Raw genomic sequence first — 14,278 nt, 5'->3', positions numbered from 1 at the left:
TCCACCCCCTGCCCTTCTCCGCCGATTGTCCCGCGTCGGCGCCGCAACGCCGAAACGTGCCATCCAGGCTGTCAGACGAGTCACGCTCGCGCGTCCGCTTCCCGCGGGCGCATTCGGGTGAACAGTGCGGTGTGGCAACGGGTTCGCCGCGCTTCGCCCACCGTCCGTAGTGGATCGGTGACGGTCGGTGCGTCGCCGGTAGGCTCGGTGGGGTGGCTCGCCTGATCGTGCTGAACGGACCGCCGGGGTGCGGCAAGTCGACCATCGCCCGCCGGTACGCGGACGACCACCTGGGGACGCTGGCGCTCGACGTCGACCGGGTGCGCGACCTCATCAGCGGCGCCCCGGGGGAGACGGGACGGATGGCGCGGGACGTCGCGGTCGCCGCCGCTCGCGTCCACCTGGCGTCCGGCCACGACGTGGTCGTGCCGCAGTTCCTCGGCCGCCCGGAGTTCCTCGACCGGCTCGCCGACCTGGCCGCCGACGTCGGCGTGCCGTTCCACGAGGTCGTCCTGTACGACTCGAAGGAGAACGCGCTGCGCCGGTTCGCCGCCCGCGGCACCGTGCGGGCCACGCCGGAGGAGCTGTCGGATTACCACGACAACCTGGTGGCGCTGATGGCCGCGCGCCGCCCGACCGTCATCCACAGCCGTGAGGGTGACCCGGATCACACCTACCGGGCGCTCCTGGCCGTGCTGGGCGGCTCAGGCCAGGGTTGACGTGACGTAGGGGTCCGGGTCGGCGAGGATCGCCCGGACGGCGGTCGTCGCGGCGCCGCGCACGGCGGCCTCCGAACCCAGGGACGACGCGACCACCCGCACCGGCGACCACTCCGCGCTCACCACGCGGCGGTCCAGCTCGGCGTGCAACGGCTCCTGCAGCCAGGGCTCCAGCCGGGCGTACGTGCCGCCCAGCACCACGGTGGGCAGGTCGAGCAGGTTCACCGCGCCCGACAGCGCCACGCCGAGCCACCGCGCCGCGGACCGCACCGCCGTCGTCGCCGTGCGGTCGCCCGACGCGAGCCGGTCCAGCAGGTCGTCCACCCCCGGCACGCCCGCCGCGCGCACGATCTCGTCCTGCCCGGCCAGCCGCTCCAGGCACCCCCGCGACCCGCAGGCGCACTCCGGCCCGCGCGGGTCGACGGACAGGTGGCCGATCTCGCCGCCGAACCCCGACACGCCCTCGAACAGCCCTCCGCCGACGACGATGCCGGCGCCGATGCCGATCTCGCCCGAGACGTGCAGGAAGTCGGACGCCACGTCGCCGTGCCACAGCTCGGCCAGCGCGGCCAGGTTCGCCTCGTTGCCGACCAGGACGGGCACGTCCAGCTCCACCCGCCGGGTCAGCTCGCCCCGCACGTCCACCTCGCGCCACCCGAGGTTCGGCGCGACCCGCAGCGAGCCGCCCGCCACCTCCACCAGGCCGGGCACGGCCACGCCGACCCCGCCGATCGGCACGTCCTGCCTGGCCGCCGTCCGCACCGCCGCCGCCACCTTGGCCAGTACGCGGGCGGGGGAGGAGGCACGATTGTCGCTGGGCCGCAGCCACCGCGCCCGCACCCGCCCGGTGAGGTCGACCAGGCACGTGGCCAGGTAGTCGACCCCGATCTCCACACCGAGCCCGTGCGGTCCGCTGGGCGACAGGTGCAGCGCCGTGCCGCGCCGGCCGGGTCCGGACCGCGCCTCCGCCCCGCCCTCGGCGACGAGGCCGGCGCCGATCATCCGGTCCACGAGGCTCGACACGGTGGCCTTGGTCAGGCCGGTGCGGGCGGCGACGGCGGCGCGGGACGAGCCGGGCGCCTCGGCGATCGCGTCGAGCACCAGTGCGGAGTTGTGCCGTCGCACGGTGTGCTGGCTCGCGGGCTGCGGTCTGGACACCACTGGATCGTAGCGGCAATGTGCGATAAGTTCAGGCATCAAACTTATTGGAGGTGCCTTCGTGGACAAGTTCAGCTTCGGCCTGTGGACGGTCGGTTGGCCGGGCCGCGACCCGTTCGGCGACGCGACCCGGCCCGCGTTGGACGCGCCGCTGGCGGTGCGCAAGCTGGCCGAGCTCGGCGCGTGGGGCATCACGTTCCACGACGACGACCTGTTCCCGTTCGGCTCGGACGCCGCCGAGGTGGGCAAGCGGGTCTCCGCGTTCCGCGCGGCGTTGGACGAGACCGGCATGGTCGTGCCCATGGTGACCACCAACCTGTTCACCCACCCGGTGTTCAAGGACGGCGGCTTCACCAGCAACGACCGCTCGGTGCGCAGGTTCGCCCTGCGCAAGGTGCTGCGCAACCTGGACCTCGCGGCCGAGCTCGGCGCCGAGACCATCGTCATGTGGGGTGGCCGCGAGGGCTCCGAGGTCGACGCGGGCAAGCCCGTCGCCGCCGCCCTCGACCGCTACCGCGAGGCCGTCGACACGGTCGCGCAGTACTCGATCGACCAGGGCTACGGCTTCCGCTTCGCGCTGGAGCCGAAGCCGAACGAGCCCCGCGGCGACATCCTGCTGCCCACGATCGGCCACGCGCTGGCGTTCATCTCGACGCTGGAGCACCACGAGCTGGTCGGCGTGAACCCCGAGGTCGGCCACGAGCAGATGGCGGGCCTCAACTTCGTGCACGGCATCGGCCAGGCGCTGTGGCAGGGCAAGCTCTTCCACATCGACCTCAACGGCCAGAAGGGCCCGCGCTACGACCAGGACTTCGTGTTCGGCCAGGGCGACCTGCTGTCCGCGTTCTTCCTGGTCGACCTGCTGGAGAGCGGCGGCTACGACGGCCCGCGGCACTTCGACTACAAGCCGCTGCGGACCGAGGACCTCGACGGCGTGTGGGAGAGCGCGGCGGCGAACATGCGCACCTACAAGCTGCTGCGCGAGCGCGCGGCGGCGTTCCGCGCCGACCCGGAGGTGCAGGAGGCGCTGAAGCACAGCGGCGTCTACGAGCTCGCCGAGCCGACGCTGGACGAGGGCGAGTCCATCGCGGACTTCCTGAAGGCCGAGGACGTCGACCCGTCCACCGCCGCCGAGCGCGGCTACGGGTTCGTGCGCCTCGCGCAGCTGGCCACCGAACACCTGTTGGGCGCGCGCTGATGGCGCTCGTCGCGGGCGTCGACTCGTCCACCCAGTCGTGCAAGGTGGTGGTGCGCGACGCGGACACCGGCGCCCTGGTGCGTGAAGGACGAGCGGCGCACCCGACGGGCACCGAGGTGCACCCCCACGCGTGGTGGGACGCCCTCCAGGCGGCCATCGCGGACGCGGGCGGCCTGGACGACGTGGCCGCCGTGTCGGTGGCCGCGCAGCAGCACGGCATGGTGACGCTGGACGAGTCCGGCGAGGTGGTCCGACCGGCGCTGCTGTGGAACGACACCCGTTCCGCGGCGGCGGCGGTCGACCTGACCGCCGAGCTGGGCGGTCCGGACGAGTGGGCGGCGGCGACCGGCAGCGTGCCGGTCGCGTCGCTGACCGTCACCAAGCTGCGGTGGCTCGCGGCGAACGAGCCGGAGTCGGTCGCCCGCACGGCGGCCGTCTGCCTGCCGCACGACTGGCTGACGTGGAAGCTGTCCGGCGGCACGTCGCTCGACGCGCTGACCACCGACCGCAGCGACGTCAGCGGAACGGGCTACTGGTCACCGTCCACTGAGGACTATCGGACGGACCTGCTGGAACTGGCCCTGGGCAAGGTCGTCGCGCTGCCGCGCGTGCTCGGCCCCGCCGAGCTGGTGGGCCGGTTCGGGGCGGGCGCGGGCGACAACGCGGCCGCGGCGCTCGGCGTGCAGGCGCAGCCGGGCGACGTGGTGGTGTCCATCGGCACGTCCGGCACGGCGTTCGCCCGGTCGGCGCACCCGATCGCGGACGGCACCGGCATCGTGAACGGCTTCGCCGACGCGGAGGGTGGCCACCTGCCGCTCGTGTGCACCCTCAACGCGTCACGGGTGCTCGACGCGACGGCGGCGCTGCTGGACGTGTCGCTGGCCGACCTGTCGGACCTCGCGCTCAGCGCGCCGGCGGGTGCGGACGGACTCGCGTTCGTGCCGTACCTGGAAGGGGAGCGGACGCCGAACAAGCCCGACTCCACCGGCGCGCTGCACGGCCTGCGGCTCGACACCATGACCCCGGCGCACCTGGCGCGCGCCGCGGTCGAGGGCCTGCTGTGCAGCCTGGCCGACGCGATCGACGCGCTGGTGGCCCTGGGCACGCCGGTGTCGCGGGTGCTGCTGATCGGCGGCGGGGCCCGCATGCCCGCCGTCCAGCGGCTCGCGCCCGCCGTGTTCGGCTTCCCGGTGGTCGTGCCGTCGCCGAGCGAGTACGTGGCGGACGGCGCGGCGCGGCAGGCCGCGTGGGCGGTGAGCGGCGCGGGATCGGCGCCGCACTGGTCGGAGCTGGCGTCGACCTCGGTCGAGGCCGACCCGACCCCGTGGGTGCGGGAGCGCTACGCCTCCGTGCGCGAGCTGACCGCCACCCGCTGAAGTCCTGACGGGGCGTCTCCGCGACCGGGCCGCCGGCCGCGGGGGCGCCCCGTCGGTCACTCGTCCTCCAGGACTTCCCGGATCACCCGGCCGGTGTCGGCCGCCACCTCGTCGTCGGTGGTGTCGGCGAGCGTGATGAGGGCCTTCCACAACGCCCAGCCGCGCGCCCGCGCCCAGGTGGCCGCGTCGAGGTCGACGGCGTCGCGGAACGCCTCGCGGCTCGTGCCCGAGAACATCGTCCACGCGATCACGAGGTCGCAGGCCGGGTCGCCGACGCCGCACCCGCCGAAGTCGATGACCGCGGTCAGCTTGCCGCGGTCGACCAGCAGGTTCCCGCTCGCGACGTCGCCGTGGAACCAGACCGGCGGCCGGTCCCACGCGGGTGCGCGGAGGGCGTCCTCCCACACGGCCGCGGCCCGCTCGGTGTCCACCCGGCCCTCCAGCGCGGCGAGCGCGCGCCGCGTCCCGTCGTCGTAGTGCGCGGGCGGGGTGCCCCGGTAGAAGCAGTGCGCGCCCGCCGGCGGCCCGTCCGTCGCGTCGACGCGGTGCAGGGCGCGGAGGAAGTCGGCGATCGAGACGGCGAACGCGGCGAGGTCGTCGATCCGGTCGAGGGCCGCGGTCCGCCCGTCCAGCCAGCGGCGGATCGACCAGGGGAACGGGTAGCCCTCACCCGGCGCCCCCACCGCGACCGACACCGGCACCGCGACGGGCAGGGACCGCGCGAGGACGGGCAGCCAGCGGTGCTCCTTCTCCACGGCCGGCACGTAACCCTCGCCGGTCGGCAGCCGGACGGTCAGGTCGTCGCCGAGGCGGTACGTGCGGTTGTCCCACCCGTCCACCTCCACCGGGACGACCGGGAGGCCGGCCCACTGCGGGAACTGGCTCGCGACCAGGCGCTCGACCAGGGCCGCGTCGATCCCGGCGCGGCCGTCGCGGTGCGGTGCGGGTGGCATGCCGCGAGCCTGTCGACCGCACCACTCTCCCGGCAACGCATTTTCGGGCGCGCGGGCGCCCGGCCGGGCGGACCGGATGTGGAGGTGCCCGATGAGGGCCGTGGTGCTCAACCGCTCGGTGAAGAAGTCGGCCGAGCCGTCCGACATCGAGATGCCGGCGCACGTCGTCGTGACCGGCGACGAGGACGGCGCGCACCACGTCATCAGCGAGGTCGTTCGCCGCCCCTCAGGCGTGCGACAGCGCGAACGCGGTGAGGAACCCGGCGACCGTCACCAGGCCGACGAGCAGGTGGGCGTCGTCGAACGCCTCGGGAATCATGGTGTCCGCGACCATCGAGAGGATCGCGCCGCCCGCGAACGCCGTGATCCCGGCCGTCCACACCGGTGGCGCGTCGGCGAGCAGCCCGTGCCCGACCATCGACGCCAGGCCGCTGACCAGCGCGATCCCGGTCCACAGCCCGAACACGTACCGCGGCGACCGGCCCGCCCGGCGCATCCCGGCCGCCGACGACAGGCCCTCGGGCACGTTGCTGATGAACACCGCCGCGACCGTCACCGCGCTCACCCCGCCGCCCGCGACCAGGCTCGTCCCGATCACCACCGACTCGGGGATGCCGTCCAGCAGCGCGCCGACCGCGATCGCCGTGCCGGACCCGCTGTGCTCGGCCTCGGACGGCTGCAACCCGCCGGACCGCTTCCGGTGCCGCGCGCCCCGCCGCGCCATCGCGACGTTCGCCGCCGTGTAGACCAGCGCGCCGAGGCCGGCCCCGGCCGCCGTGGCCGCCAACCCGCCCTGCTCGTGCGCCTCCGCGATCAGCTCGAACGACACCGCCGACATCAGCACGCCGCTGCCGAACCCCATCACCGCGGCCACCACCCCGCGCGGCACCCGCGCCAGGTAGCCCACGAGCGCGCCGAGCACCAGAGCGGACCCGGCCAGCAACCCCCACCACGCCGCCTCGAACAACCACGCCTCCCCGTCCCGCGCCCGTGTCGCAGCCGGCCCGTGTCGCAGCCGACGCGGCGGGTACCCGACCGCCATGAGGATCGTCGTCACCGGCGCCACCGGCAATCTGGGCACCGCCCTGCTGCGCCGGCTCGCCGACGAGCCGGACATGACCGCGCACGGCGTCTCGCGCCGCCCACCGGTGCACGAACCGCCCTACGACATCGCGTGGTCGCCGGTCGACCTCAGCCGCGAGGGCGCGGAAGAACCGCTGACCGAGGTGTTCCGCGACGCCGACGCCGTCGTGCACCTGGCGTGGCGCATCCAGCCGAGCCACGACGAGCGCGTCCTCTACCGGACGAACGTCGCGGGCAGCGACCGGGTCGCGCGGGCGGTGGTCCGGGCGGGCGTGCCGCACCTGGTGCACATGTCGTCGGTCGGCGCGTACTCGCCGGCCGCGAAGGACCACACCGTGGACGAGACCTGGCCCACCGACGGCGTCCGGACCTCGTACTACAGCCGGCACAAGGCCGCGGTGGAGCACCTGCTCGACGGCGTGGAGCGCGAGCACCCCGAGCTGACCGTCACCCGCGTTCGCCCCGGACTGGTGCTGCAACCGGAGGCGGCCGCCGAGATCAAGCGCTACTTCCTCGGCCCGCTCGTGCCGCACGCCCTGTTCCGGACCAGGCTGCCGGTGCTCCCGCTGCCGCGCGCGATGGTGCTCCAGTTCGTGCACGCCGACGACGTCGCCGACGCCGTCGCGCGGATCGTCGCCCAACGGGCCGGCGGGGCGTTCAACCTCGTCTCCGACCCCGTCGTGACGCCCCAGGTGCTCGCCGAGGTCATGGGCGCGCGGCACGTGGTGATCCCGCCGACGGCCCTCCGCACCGCCGCCCGCGTCACCTGGCGCCTGCGCCTGCAGCCCACCTCGCACGGCTGGGTCGACCTGGCCCTCACCGCGCCCCTGCTGGACGCCACCAAGGCGTTCGCCCGGCTGGGCTGGACGCCCCGCCACAACGCGCGGGACACGCTCAAGCAGCTCCTCGACGGCCTCGGGCGCGCGGAAGGCCTCGAACCGAGCCCGCCGCTGAAGCCCTGAGCGCCGAGCCCGCCGCCGAAGCCCCGAGCGCCGCCCGCTGCTGAAGCCCTGATCCGGCCGCCGTTGAAGCGTCGATCCCGGCCTTCTGAGCCCGGCCGTCCTGAGCCCCGGCCGCCCGCACGGGATGGTCGGGCGAGCGGTCAGGAGCCCTCGAACAGGTTCGTCCAGCCCATCACCTGGGCCACGACGAACGCCACCGCCAGCGCCGTCACGATCAGGACCAGCACCAGCGTGATGATCGGGGCGCGCCGCGACGGCATCGGCTGCGGGTGGGACAGCCCGGACGTCTGACCGGACTCGGGCGGCGTCTCGCCGGGCGCGACCCCGCCGCCGGGCTCCAGACCGGGCGTGCCCGCCGGGTCCGGGTCGGGAGGTGTGGCAGTCATACGCGTGGACTACCCCGTGGCGACGGCCCTACCCGCCGTGTGAAGACCGACTCGGACGGGTAGTCACCTCGCATGAGCGGTGTCCAGGACGAGCTGCTGCGTACGTTGACGAAGGTCGCCAAGGCCCTGCGCGCGCACGACATCCCGTTCGCGTTGGCGGGCGGGTGTGCGGTGTACGCCAGAGGCGGGCCGGCGACAGAACACGATGTGGACATCCTGGTCCGGGAGGAGGACGCCGGCGAGGCGGTGCGGGCGCTCGTGGCGACCGGCATGCGTGCCGCGACACCGCCCGAGGACTGGCTGTTGAAGGTCTACGACGGCGATTCGCTGGTGGACCTGCTGTTCCGGCCCAACGAGGTGCCGGTGACCGAGGAGACGCTGTCGCGGGCCGAGGAGCTGCAGGTCGGCTCGGTGGTGCTGCCGGTCATGCCCGCCACCGAGGTGCTGATCGGCAAGCTGCTCGTCCTCGACGGGCACCGGTGCGACTTCAGCGAGCTGCTGCCCTTCGCCCGCGCGCTGCGCGAGCAGATCGACTGGGAGCACGTCCGCGAGGCGACCAAGCACTCCCCGTACGCCGAGGCGTTCCTCGTGCTGGTCGAACGCCTCGACCTCCTGCCCACCCCGCTGACCAGGAGCGCGTCATGACCGCAGAGCAATACCTCGCCGCCCGGCTGCGCCAGGCGCTGGCCGAGGACCCGCGCACCACCGAGCTGGGCGTGCGGGTGACCGTGCGCGGCGACCACGTCCTGCTGTCCGGCGACGTGGCGAGCCCCGGGCGGCGCGCCGAGCTGGAGGCGGTGATCCACGACGTGGCGCCGGAGCTGACCGTGCTGGACGACGTGAAGGTGGTGCCGTCCGACGCCCCGGTCGGCCGAGAGGAGCTGCGATGATCCGCATTGCCGCCGTGGGTGACGTGCACCTGGGCGAGGACGCGCGCGGCCGGATGCGGCCCGCGCTGGAGCAGCTCGGCGACTGCGCCGACGTGCTGCTGCTCGCCGGTGACCTGACCAGGCACGGCACGGTGTCCGAGGCGCGGGTCGTGGCCGACGAGTTCGGCGACCTGCCCGTGCCGGTGGTCGCCGTGCTCGGCAACCACGACCACCACGACGACAAGCCGCACGAGGTGACGGCGGTCCTGCGCGACGCGGGCCTGACCGTGCTGGAGGGCGAGACCACCACGATCCCGGTGGACGGCCACACGTTGGGCGTCGCGGGCGTGAAGGGCTTCGGCGGCGGGTTCGCGGGCAAGTGCGGCAGCGCGTTCGGCGAGCAGGAGATGAAGGCGTTCATCCGGCACACCACCGAGATCGCCGACTCGCTGCGGACCGCGCTGGACGGCCTCGAAGCCGACGTGAAGGTGGCGTTGACCCACTACGCGCCCGTGCCGGACACGCTGCGCGGCGAGCCGCCGGAGATCTACCCGTTCCTCGGCTCGTACCTGCTGGGCGAGGCGATCGACGCGTCCGGGACGACCCTGGCCGTGCACGGGCACGCGCACTTCGGCGTCGAGCACGGGATGACGCCGGGAGGCGTGCGGGTCCGGAACGTGGCGCAACCCGTGATCCGGTCGGCATACACCGTCTACTGCGTGGAACCCGCAGTGGTGGAGGTGTAGCGCATGGACGAAGCGAGGACCGGAGGCCCGTCCGTGGTGTGGGCGGGCCCGCCCGACGCGCCCGCCGTGGTCGTGCTCGACCCGGCCGGCGTGGGAAAGCACGGCGACCTGCCCGGCACGTGGCGGCCGCTCACCGAGCACCTGCAGGTGATGTGGTGCCGACTGCCCGCTTCGGACGAGCCGTGGCGCGAGGTCGACGAGGTGCTGGAGGAGTTCGTCCACCGCGACGTCCCGGTGCACCTGGTGGCGGGCGCGGCGGCCGGCGCCGACGTCGGCGAGCTGGTGCGGCGGCACGAGGGGCTGATCAGTTCGGTGCAGACGTTCGCCGCACCCGTGCCGCTCGGGCACCCGGAAGTGGTGCTGGAGGTGCTGCGGGAGCTGCTGGACCAGGACGTGAACCCGAACGTGAACCCGAACGTGCGGCCGCAGGACAACCACCCGCGGCCGAACGACGAAGGCGGGACCGGCTCGCTGCTCGGCGACGCGACGTCGGCGGTGCGCGAGTCGGTGAGGCGGCTCTTCGACCGGCTCAAGGACGGTTGAGGGGCGAGACGACAGGGGAAAGGCCCGTGGACCGAGGTGTCCGCGGGCCTTTCGCTTGCGGCAGTTCTGACGCGCTGTGACGGGTGCGGCGCATGTGAACTGTCCTCGATCACCGTCTACGACGGCCACACCAGACGGCCACGGCCACCCCACGGCCACGGACGCGCAGGGCGCGGGCGGCATCGGGAGAGGCTGGAGTCGGGTGGAGGGGCATCGGACGCGGGCGGCAGCGGCTACGGACGGCCACGGCCACCGGCGCGGAGGCACACGGCACGGAGGCGCACGGCTGCGGAGGCACACGGGCGCGGAGGCGCATGGCGCGGGCGGAAACGGGCGCGGATACGCGAATCCCCCGCGAGCCGTGGCCCGAAGGGGATTCGCGTGTACTTCAACTGCCGTCGACCGGCGGACGAGGGCGGGGGATCGGTGGTGATGACCAGCCCCGCCTCCGCGGCTCCCGCACGGCCCGTGCGGTCATCGCAACGGGTCGCCCGGTCGGCCGGCATCCGGCAGGTCGTGGCGCGTCTCGCCGGCCTGCGGCGGGCGGCTCACGTCGCCCCGCCAGCCACCGGTCTCCGCGCCGCGGCCTTCGATGAACTCCTTGAACCGCTCCAGGTCACCGGACACGCGGTGGTCGACGAGCCCGATGGCCGCGCCCGCCTTCTCGGTGAGCGTCTGCGGGTCGTACTCCATCTGCACGTGGACCCGGGTCGTGCGCTCGTCGAGGCGGTGGAACGTCACCACACCGCCCTGCGGCGGACCGTCCACGGTGTGCCACGCGACCCGCTCGTCCGGGTGCTGCTCGGTGATCTCGGCGTCGAACTCCCTGGTCACGCCACCGATCTTGGTGACCCAGTGGGTCCTGGTCGGTGTCACCTGGGTGATGCGCTCGACGCCCTCCATGAACTGCGGGAACGACTCGAACTGCGTCCACTGGTTGTACGCGGTCGTGACCGGGACCTCGACGTCCACGGACTTCTCGATCGTCGTCACTGCAACAACCTCTCTTCGGGGAATCGAGTTCGACACTCGGGTACCCCTCTTCGCGGTCCTCACACACATGGCATTTCACGACCCAGGTCACGGTGAGTAGCGCTTTGCCGAGAAGTGTTTGCTTCTCACCCAGCCGGCTAACTCTCCTCTGTGGACCAGTACCCCGACGCGGTTCTCTTCGACCGCGACGGCACGCTCATCGAAGACGTGCCCTACAACGGCGACCCGGAGCGGGTGCGGCCGATGCCCGGCGCGCTCGACGTCCTGCGCGAACTACGCGCTCACGGCGTGCGCACGGGTGTGGTGAGCAACCAGTCCGGGATCGGTCGCGGCCTGCTCACGCACGCCCAGGTCGACGCGGTGAACGCGCGGGTGGAAGCGCTGCTCGGCCCGTTCGGCACCTGGCAGATCTGCCCGCACCACCCCGACGACGGCTGCGCGTGCCGCAAACCCGCGCCCGCCTTGGTCCTCCGCGCGTGCGAGGCGATCAACGCGCGCCCCGGGCGCACCTTCGTGATCGGCGACATCGAGGCCGACGTGGGGGCCGCGCTCGCGGCCGGCGCCACGCCGATCCTGGTGCCGACACCGGTGACCCTCCCCGAGGAGGTCGACCGCGCGCCCCGCACGGCGCCGGACCTCGCGTCCGCGTTGGCGATGGTCCTATGAGGACACTGGTGGTCAGGCTCGACAGCGACGGCGACGTCCTGCTCGCCGGTCCGGCGGTCCGCGCCGCCGCGCACGCGGGCGAAGTCGTGCTGCTGTGCGGGTATTCGGGGGCGCAGGCGGCGGAGCTGCTGCCCGGCGTGCAGCGGGTCGTCCGGTGGGACTGCCCGTGGATCGCCAACCCGGCGCCGGAGGTCCGCACCCCGGACATCGAGGGGATCGTGGCACTGCTGAAGGGAATTCGCGCCGACGTGGCATTGATCCTCACGTCGTTCCACCAGAGCCCGCTGCCCCTGGCGCTGCTGCTGAAGCTCGCCGGCGTGCCCAAGGTCGTGGCCCGCTCGACCGACTACCCCGGCTCGCTGCTGGACGTCCGGCTGCGCGACGACCCGGACGTCCCGGAAGCCGAGCGCGCGCTGGAGGTCGCCCGTGCCGCGGAGTTCGAGCTGCCGCCGGGCGACGACGGACGCCTCGCGATCACCACGCCGCCCGAACCGGCGGAGATCGGGCCGTACGTGGTCCTGCACCCCGGCGCCTCGGTGCCCGCCCGCGCGTGGTCGCCCGACCGCTGCGCGCAGGCCGTGACCGCGCTCGCCGACGCCGGCTACCGGGTGCTGGTCACCGGCGGGCCGGGGGAGGTGGAGCTGACCCGGCACGTCGCCGGCACGCACGGCGTCGACCTCGGCGGGCGCACCACGTTCGCCGAGCTGGCCGGCCTCCTGGCCCGTGCGGACGCCGTCGTGGTCGGCAACACCGGCCCGGCGCACCTCGCCGCCGCCGTCGGCACGCCGGTCGTGTCGCTGTTCGCGCCGGTCGTGCCCGCCCGCCGGTGGGCCCCGCACGGGCCGCACGTGCTGCTCGGCGACCAGAACGCCCCGTGCCGGGGCTCCCGTGCCCGCGAGTGCCCGGTCGCCGGGCACCCGTGCCTGAACCAGGTGACGCCCGACCGGGTCGTCGCCGCCGTAGCCGAACTAGTGGGGGTGCGGACGTGAAGATCCTGCTGTGGCACGTGCACGGCTCGTGGACGAACGCGTTCGTCCGCGGCGGGCACGAGTACCTGATCCCCGGGCCGCCCAACGGCATCGGCCTGGCCGGCCGCGACTGGCCCGCCGCGCGCGAGGTCCCGCTGACCGACCTGGACGCGGACGTCGCCGTGCTGCAGCGGCCCGCCGAGATCGGCCTGGTGCCGGCCGGCATCCCGGTCGTCTACCTGGAGCACAACACGCCGAAGTACCCGAACCAGGCGCACCCGCTGAAGGACTGGCCCGGCACGATCGTCCACGTCACCCACTTCAACGACCTGATGTGGGACTGCGGCACCAGCCGCACGGTGGTCATCGAGCACGGCGTCGTGGACCCCGGCCACCGGTACACGGGCGAGCTGCCGCGCGCGGCCGTCGTGGTGAACGACCCGGTCCGCCGGGGCCGCGCGGTGGGCACGGACCTGCTGCCGCGGTTCGCCGAGGCCGCGCCGCTCGACGTCTACGGCATGCGCACCCACCGGCTCGGCGAGATGGGCCGCGGTGACCACGACCTCGAGTCGCTGCACCGGGAACTGGCGCTGCGGCGGCTGTACCTGCACACGGTCCGGTGGACGTCGCTGGGGCTGTCGCTGCTGGAGGCCATGCACCTCGGGATGCCGGTGGTGGCGCTGGCGTGCACGGAGGTCGGCCGCGCGGTGCCACCCGACGCGGGCGTCATCTCCACGGACGTGGACGAGCTGGTGCGGGCCGTGGCCGAGCTGGTCGCGGACCCGGCGCTGGCGCGGCAGAAGGGCAAGCAGGCCAGGGAGTTCGCCCTGGCACGGTACGGACTCGACGCCTTCCTGCGGAGTTGGGACCGGTTGCTGACAGGAGTGAGCGGATGAGGATCGCGATGGTGTCCGAGCACGCCAGCCCGTTGGCCGCCCTGGGCGGTGTCGACGCCGGCGGGCAGAACGTGCACGTCGCCGCGTTGTCGGCGGCGCTGTCGGCCCGCGGGCACGACGTGGTGGTGTACACCCGTCGCGACGACCCGGACCTGCCCGAGCGGGTGCGCACCGACCAGGGCTACGACGTCGTCCACGTGCCCGCCGGACCGCCGGGGCCGGTGCCGAAGGACGAGCTGCTGCCCCACATGGGCGAGTTCGCCCGGTTCCTGGAGCGCCAGTGGTACGAGGAGCGGCCGGACGTCGTGCACGCGCACTTCTGGATGTCCGGCCTGGCCTCGGTGCTCGCCGCGCGCAAGGCCGGCGTGCCCGTCGTGCAGACGTTCCACGCGCTCGGCACGTTGAAGCGCCGCCACCAGGGGGCCGACGACACCAGCCCGCCGCAGCGGATCGGCATCGAGCGGATGATCGGCCGCGAGGTCGACCGGATCGCCGCGACGTGCGACGACGAGGTGACCGAGCTGATGCGCATGGGCGTGCTGCGGTCGCGGATCTCGGTCGTGCCGTGCGGGGTGGACCCGGCGCGGTTCCGCCCCGAGGGCCCGCGCGACCGCCGCGGCCACCGGCACCGGATCGTGTCGGTCGGCCGGCTGGTGCCGCGCAAGGGCTTCCAGGACCTGATCACGGCGTTGCGGTCGCTGCCGGACACCGAGCTCGTCATCGCGGGCGGCCCGGTGGACGTCGGCGCCGACCCCGAGGCCC

At 74.0% G+C, this 14,278-nt stretch carries 17 protein-coding genes; 12 read left to right on the top strand and 5 right to left on the bottom strand.

Annotated features, from left to right (window positions below; translation table 11 throughout):
* The first annotated feature begins 212 nt into the window (after nt 1–212).
* Nucleotides 213–719, top strand: coding sequence for an AAA family ATPase (locus ACFQ3T_RS11630; RefSeq protein ID WP_380723199.1), 507 nt, complete (start codon nt 213–215; stop codon nt 717–719).
* On the opposite strand, the gene ACFQ3T_RS11625 is transcribed toward ACFQ3T_RS11630, so the two are convergent.
* Entirely contained in the window at nt 705–1,916 is a 1,212-nt protein-coding gene (locus ACFQ3T_RS11625; protein ID WP_380723197.1) for an ROK family protein, read from the bottom strand. The genes ACFQ3T_RS11630 and ACFQ3T_RS11625 overlap by 15 nt on opposite strands.
* A gap of 22 nt (nt 1,917–1,938) precedes the next feature.
* On the opposite strand from ACFQ3T_RS11625, the gene xylA reads away from it, so the two are divergent.
* Nucleotides 1,939–3,075, top strand: coding sequence for a xylose isomerase (gene xylA / locus ACFQ3T_RS11620; protein ID WP_380723195.1), 1,137 nt, complete (start codon nt 1,939–1,941; stop codon nt 3,073–3,075).
* Nucleotides 3,075–4,451, top strand: coding sequence for a xylulokinase (locus ACFQ3T_RS11615; protein ID WP_380723193.1), 1,377 nt, complete (start codon nt 3,075–3,077; stop codon nt 4,449–4,451). Before xylA ends, ACFQ3T_RS11615 begins: the two co-directional genes overlap by 1 nt.
* Nucleotides 4,452–4,507: 56 nt before the next feature.
* On the opposite strand, the gene ACFQ3T_RS11610 is transcribed toward ACFQ3T_RS11615, so the two are convergent.
* On the bottom strand, nt 4,508–5,608 hold the full coding sequence (locus ACFQ3T_RS11610; protein ID WP_380723191.1) for an aminoglycoside phosphotransferase family protein: 1,101 nt from the start codon (nt 5,606–5,608) through the stop codon (nt 4,508–4,510).
* A gap of 22 nt (nt 5,609–5,630) precedes the next feature.
* Nucleotides 5,631–6,461 (bottom strand): ZIP family metal transporter, encoded by an 831-nt coding sequence (locus ACFQ3T_RS11605; RefSeq protein WP_380723189.1) that lies wholly within the window; start codon nt 6,459–6,461, stop codon nt 5,631–5,633.
* Here ACFQ3T_RS11605 and ACFQ3T_RS11600 point away from each other — a divergent pair.
* Nucleotides 6,445–7,449: an NAD-dependent epimerase/dehydratase family protein gene (locus ACFQ3T_RS11600; protein ID WP_380723187.1), complete on the top strand. Its 1,005-nt coding sequence runs from the start codon at nt 6,445–6,447 to the stop codon at nt 7,447–7,449. The two genes, ACFQ3T_RS11605 and ACFQ3T_RS11600, sit on opposite strands and share 17 nt — an antisense overlap.
* 140 nt (nt 7,450–7,589) lie before the next feature.
* Here ACFQ3T_RS11600 and ACFQ3T_RS11595 read toward each other — a convergent pair whose 3' ends face one another.
* A complete protein-coding gene (locus ACFQ3T_RS11595; protein WP_380723185.1) occupies nt 7,590–7,835 on the bottom strand; it encodes a DUF6480 family protein in 246 nt (81 codons plus the stop codon).
* 72 nt (nt 7,836–7,907) lie between these two features.
* On the opposite strand from ACFQ3T_RS11595, the gene ACFQ3T_RS11590 reads away from it, so the two are divergent.
* From ACFQ3T_RS11590 to ACFQ3T_RS11575, 4 genes are read left to right on the top strand one after another with little or no spacing between them, the layout of a single operon-like run.
* Nucleotides 7,908–8,480: a nucleotidyltransferase family protein gene (locus tag ACFQ3T_RS11590; RefSeq protein ID WP_380723183.1), complete on the top strand. Its 573-nt coding sequence runs from the start codon at nt 7,908–7,910 to the stop codon at nt 8,478–8,480.
* Nucleotides 8,477–8,725, top strand: coding sequence for a BON domain-containing protein (locus ACFQ3T_RS11585; RefSeq protein ID WP_033438115.1), 249 nt, complete (start codon nt 8,477–8,479; stop codon nt 8,723–8,725). The genes ACFQ3T_RS11590 and ACFQ3T_RS11585 overlap by 4 nt, the downstream gene beginning before the upstream one ends.
* Nucleotides 8,722–9,450 carry a metallophosphoesterase family protein gene (locus ACFQ3T_RS11580; protein WP_380723181.1) on the top strand — a complete coding sequence of 243 codons (729 nt, stop codon included), beginning with the start codon at nt 8,722–8,724 and terminating at the stop codon, nt 9,448–9,450. The genes ACFQ3T_RS11585 and ACFQ3T_RS11580 overlap by 4 nt, the downstream gene beginning before the upstream one ends.
* A 3-nt stretch (nt 9,451–9,453) precedes the next feature.
* Complete coding sequence (locus ACFQ3T_RS11575; RefSeq protein WP_380723179.1) at nt 9,454–9,993, top strand: hypothetical protein; 540 nt, start codon at nt 9,454–9,456, stop codon at nt 9,991–9,993.
* Between the two features lie 474 nt (nt 9,994–10,467).
* On the opposite strand, the gene ACFQ3T_RS11570 is transcribed toward ACFQ3T_RS11575, so the two are convergent.
* Entirely contained in the window at nt 10,468–10,986 is a 519-nt protein-coding gene (locus ACFQ3T_RS11570; RefSeq protein WP_380723177.1) for an SRPBCC family protein, read from the bottom strand.
* Between the two features lie 150 nt (nt 10,987–11,136).
* Here ACFQ3T_RS11570 and ACFQ3T_RS11565 point away from each other — a divergent pair, with 150 nt between their 5' ends.
* From ACFQ3T_RS11565 to ACFQ3T_RS11550, 4 genes are all read left to right on the top strand, one after another.
* Nucleotides 11,137–11,652 carry a D-glycero-alpha-D-manno-heptose-1,7-bisphosphate 7-phosphatase gene (locus ACFQ3T_RS11565; protein WP_380723175.1) on the top strand — a complete coding sequence of 172 codons (516 nt, stop codon included), beginning with the start codon at nt 11,137–11,139 and terminating at the stop codon, nt 11,650–11,652.
* Nucleotides 11,649–12,641 carry a glycosyltransferase family 9 protein gene (locus ACFQ3T_RS11560; RefSeq protein ID WP_380723173.1) on the top strand — a complete coding sequence of 331 codons (993 nt, stop codon included), beginning with the start codon at nt 11,649–11,651 and terminating at the stop codon, nt 12,639–12,641. Before ACFQ3T_RS11565 ends, ACFQ3T_RS11560 begins: the two co-directional genes overlap by 4 nt.
* Nucleotides 12,638–13,516 (top strand): glycosyltransferase, encoded by an 879-nt coding sequence (locus ACFQ3T_RS11555; RefSeq protein ID WP_380723171.1) that lies wholly within the window; start codon nt 12,638–12,640, stop codon nt 13,514–13,516. The genes ACFQ3T_RS11560 and ACFQ3T_RS11555 overlap by 4 nt, the downstream gene beginning before the upstream one ends.
* A partial coding sequence (locus tag ACFQ3T_RS11550) for a glycosyltransferase (RefSeq protein WP_380723169.1) occupies nt 13,513–14,278 on the top strand: 766 nt, incomplete at its 3' end. The genes ACFQ3T_RS11555 and ACFQ3T_RS11550, both read left to right, overlap by 4 nt.

The sequence above is a fragment of the Saccharothrix hoggarensis genome (assembly GCF_042678885.1).
In the GTDB taxonomy this organism is placed as follows: Bacteria; Actinomycetota; Actinomycetes; order Mycobacteriales; family Pseudonocardiaceae; genus Actinosynnema; species Actinosynnema hoggarensis.
Note: the sequence above shows the minus strand (reverse complement) of the source record. Positions and strands in the feature narration are given on the sequence as shown.